This is a genomic window from Flavobacterium sp. UBA6195 (genome assembly GCF_002422095.1).
In the GTDB taxonomy this organism is placed as follows: Bacteria; Bacteroidota; Bacteroidia; order Flavobacteriales; family Flavobacteriaceae; genus Flavobacterium.
The window spans coordinates 2,610-5,986 of the sequence record NZ_DITB01000009.1; the positions used below are offsets into that span (position 1 = coordinate 2,610).

Consider the following 3,377-nt stretch of genomic DNA (forward strand, 5'->3'; position numbering starts at 1 on the left):
AAGCGGTAACAATAGGAATCATGGGCGTTATCGGCGGAATGATTATGGCAACTGTTTTAATAACTTTCTTGAAAAAAGTATATGTTGGTGGTGATATTGGTTATTTTCCTATTGATTATGAGCCTTCAAAATATTTGCAAGGAGTTGTTATTGGTTTAGTAATTACTTTTTTCGCAGGTTATATTCCGGCTAAAAAAGCCGCACAAGTTGATCCTGTTACCATTTTTAGAAAATAAATTATGCGACAAACTATTCTAAAAACCGAAAATATAGATAAATATTTCTATGACCCAATTGAATTTCAAGTCTTGAAAAATATTTCATTTGAAGTTCAAAAGGGTGAATTTCTTTCAATGGTTGGAAAATCGGGCAGTGGAAAATCTACGTTATTGTATGTTTTATCAACAATGGATACAGAATACAAAGGAAATTTATTCATTGATAACGAATTAATGACGGGTTTATCTACTGATAAATTAGCGGCAATTCGAAATGAAAAAATTGGGTTTGTTTTTCAATTTCATTACTTACTTTCAGAATTTACGTGCTTAAAAAACGTTATGATTCCAGCGATAAAACTTGGGAAACTTTCCGAAAAAGAAATCGAAGAAAAAGCATACGAAAAACTCAAAATTCTTGGCTTAGAAGATCAAGCTTTAAAACCTGCCAACAAACTTTCGGGCGGGCAACAACAGCGTGTAGCAATTGCACGTGCATTGATAAACGACCCATTATTAATCATGGGTGACGAACCTACTGGAAATTTAGACAGTAAAAACACCAACATTGTTTTTGATATTTTTCAGGAATTAACTCAAAACTATGGCCAAACCATCATTGCTGTAACACACGATGATGATTTTGCAAAAAAAAGCGACCGAATTATAGAAATGAAAGATGGTTTAATTGTTTAAACTCGCTTTATACAATCGCAACTCATCCCAAGAGAATTGATCGCCGTGGATTTCTTTTAATTCGCCTAAGCTTTCGCCTTTAAAATCTTTGAAAGCAGCTCTTAAATCTGAAATTTTATCTTCCGGTAAAATATCGGAAAGTAGCACGATTTCCATTTGAATTAGCTTGGCAAAATGGTTGTAAATCGTTTGTGGTGTTAACTTTCGGTGTTTTGCAATTTCATAAATCGATAAATTTTGTTTCCACAATTCCAAGGTATCCTCGTAAGTAGATTTCTTTGGTTCTTTTGTTTTTTTCTTTTTCGAATCGGTGTAATACGAAACGTCTTCATCGCCTTCTACTAAAGCAGCGTTCGAAGTTCTAAAACGTTCTGCCACAACTACTAACTTATTGATTTTGTATGTACTCATGTCTTCCGAAATTAAATTTTGCTTTGAAATTTCTTTTCCTTCGACAATGATATTGGTGAGTAATTTTGCTTTTTTAAGTTGCAAAATCGCTTTGATTTGAAGTTCTTCTAAAACCAATAATTCGTCATAAAACGCTTTTACTTTTTTAATGCGTTTGACTTCTTCTATTTTCAACAATAATTCTTCGGCAACGGTATCTAAAGTTTTGAAAAAGTACTGATAAGCGGCATCACATCTTTCTTTTACGAAATTGACATCCAAATTTTCATCGGAAAAAATTTTATGTAATTGCGACATGAATTTTCCTGATGGTTCGAGAATTTCAGCTATTTTATCATGTTGGGTTTTTGCCCAGTCATTATGCTTTGTTTTTGGTGATTTTGGTGCTTCAGAATTATAACTGAACAAATGATTGCGCCATTCTTGTCCTAATTCTTTGAAATCAAATGAATTAAGCAAAGTATTTAACCAATAAAACAAGGTTTCTTTAGCTAAGGAATGTTGTAAAATTTCTTCAGAAGCTTTGTTTTCGGCATAACTGAGTACTTGTTCGTCGCTCGAAATGCCATTCATTCGCAACGGAGAAAGCAAAATAAGCCCTTTTAACGAACGCAAACGCGATAAAGCCACATATGCTTGTCCGGGAGCAAAAACTTGTGATACATCGAGCGCTGCTTTGTCAAAAGTTAAACCTTGACTTTTGTGCACCGTAATCGCCCAAGCCAATTTGATAGGGTAGTGGACAAATGTTCCAATGACTTCTTCTTCGATTTCTTTAGTATTTTCGTTGACTTTATAGCGAATATTTTGCCATTCGTAATGTTCAACTTCGATCGTTTTATTTTCTTCGGGAAAATGAACAAAAATTTCTTTTTCGGTTAACGAACTGATAACGCCCATTTTTCCGTTGAAGAATTGCTTTTCGAAATTCAAATCGTTTTTAATAAACATGACTTGCGCTCCGACTTTCAACTGCAATTGTTCTTCTAATGGATAAATTTTTTCGGGAAAATCTCCGGTAATTTCTGGTGAATAGGTGAATTGTTTTCCTTCTAAATCTTTTAAAGACTGAGCGTTTATGGTATCTGCTTTGGAATTATGTGTGGTTAAAATGATAAAACCTTTGTTTTTCTTCAGATCAAAATCAGGTTGTACAAATTGATTTAGCAATTGCACATCTTCCGAAGTGATTTTGTTGTGTCGTAAATTATTCAAAACATTAATAAATTCGGCGTCGGTTTGACGAAAAATTTTGTCTAATTCAATGTATAAAGGCGGAAATTGCTGAATTACATGCGAATGAAAAAAGAACATGCCTCGATAGTAATTCTTGAGCATTTCCCATTCTTCATTTTTAACCACGGGCGGTAATTGTAGTAAATCTCCTATAAATAATACTTGGACTCCTCCGAAAGGACATTCGTTTCTTCGAACTTTTCGCATCATAAAATCCATCGCATCCAACACATCAGCACGCAACATAGATACTTCATCAATCACTAACAATTCCATATTTCGAATAACGGAACGTTTCACGTTATTCATCTTAAAATGACGTCCAAGTGAATCGCGATTTTCGAATTTTACGGTATCTGAAAAATGTGGAAGTTGCTTATTATCAGGAATAAAAGCCGCAAAAGGCAATTGAAACATCGAGTGAATCGTAACTCCATTTGCGTTCAATGCAGCAATTCCTGTGGGCGCGACAACCACTGTATTTTTGTGAGTTGTTGCAATAATTTCCTTTAAAAGTGTGGTTTTTCCGGTTCCTGCTTTTCCGGTAAGGAAGATGGATTTATTGGTTTGATTAATAAATCTGAGAGTGTAACTAGCTGCGGCTGATACTTGTTCCATATGGCGTAAAATTTTAAAAAACAAATATATAGAAAGAATTAGAAATAAAAAAGTCCCGATAAATCGGGACTTTCAATTATTTTTTCTCATCTTCTTTAGTGGCTACTTTATCGTCTTTCTTAGTAGCTTTATAAGTATCGTTAAGCTCTTTTAAAACTTCTTTTGTGATATCATAACCCTCTTTAGCGTAAAGAACTG

Annotated in this window: 2 protein-coding genes and 1 pseudogene; 2 read left to right on the plus strand and 1 reads right to left on the minus strand. The window is 33.9% G+C overall.

Annotated elements, in window-relative coordinates:
* Together B4I81_RS00510 and B4I81_RS00515 are read left to right on the plus strand one after the other, a co-directional pair.
* Positions 1–236 (plus strand): annotated as a pseudogene (locus tag B4I81_RS00510) (FtsX-like permease family protein); the annotation flags it as partial.
* 3 nt (positions 237–239) lie between these two features.
* Positions 240–914, plus strand: coding sequence for an ABC transporter ATP-binding protein (locus B4I81_RS00515; RefSeq protein WP_166235468.1), 675 nt, complete (start codon positions 240–242; stop codon positions 912–914).
* Here B4I81_RS00515 and B4I81_RS00520 read toward each other — a convergent pair.
* Positions 903–3,179, minus strand: a complete 2,277-nt coding sequence (locus B4I81_RS00520) for a helix-turn-helix domain-containing protein (RefSeq protein WP_291106300.1) — start codon at positions 3,177–3,179, stop codon at positions 903–905. The two genes, B4I81_RS00515 and B4I81_RS00520, sit on opposite strands and share 12 nt — an antisense overlap.
* Between the last annotated feature and the right edge of the window lie 198 nt (positions 3,180–3,377).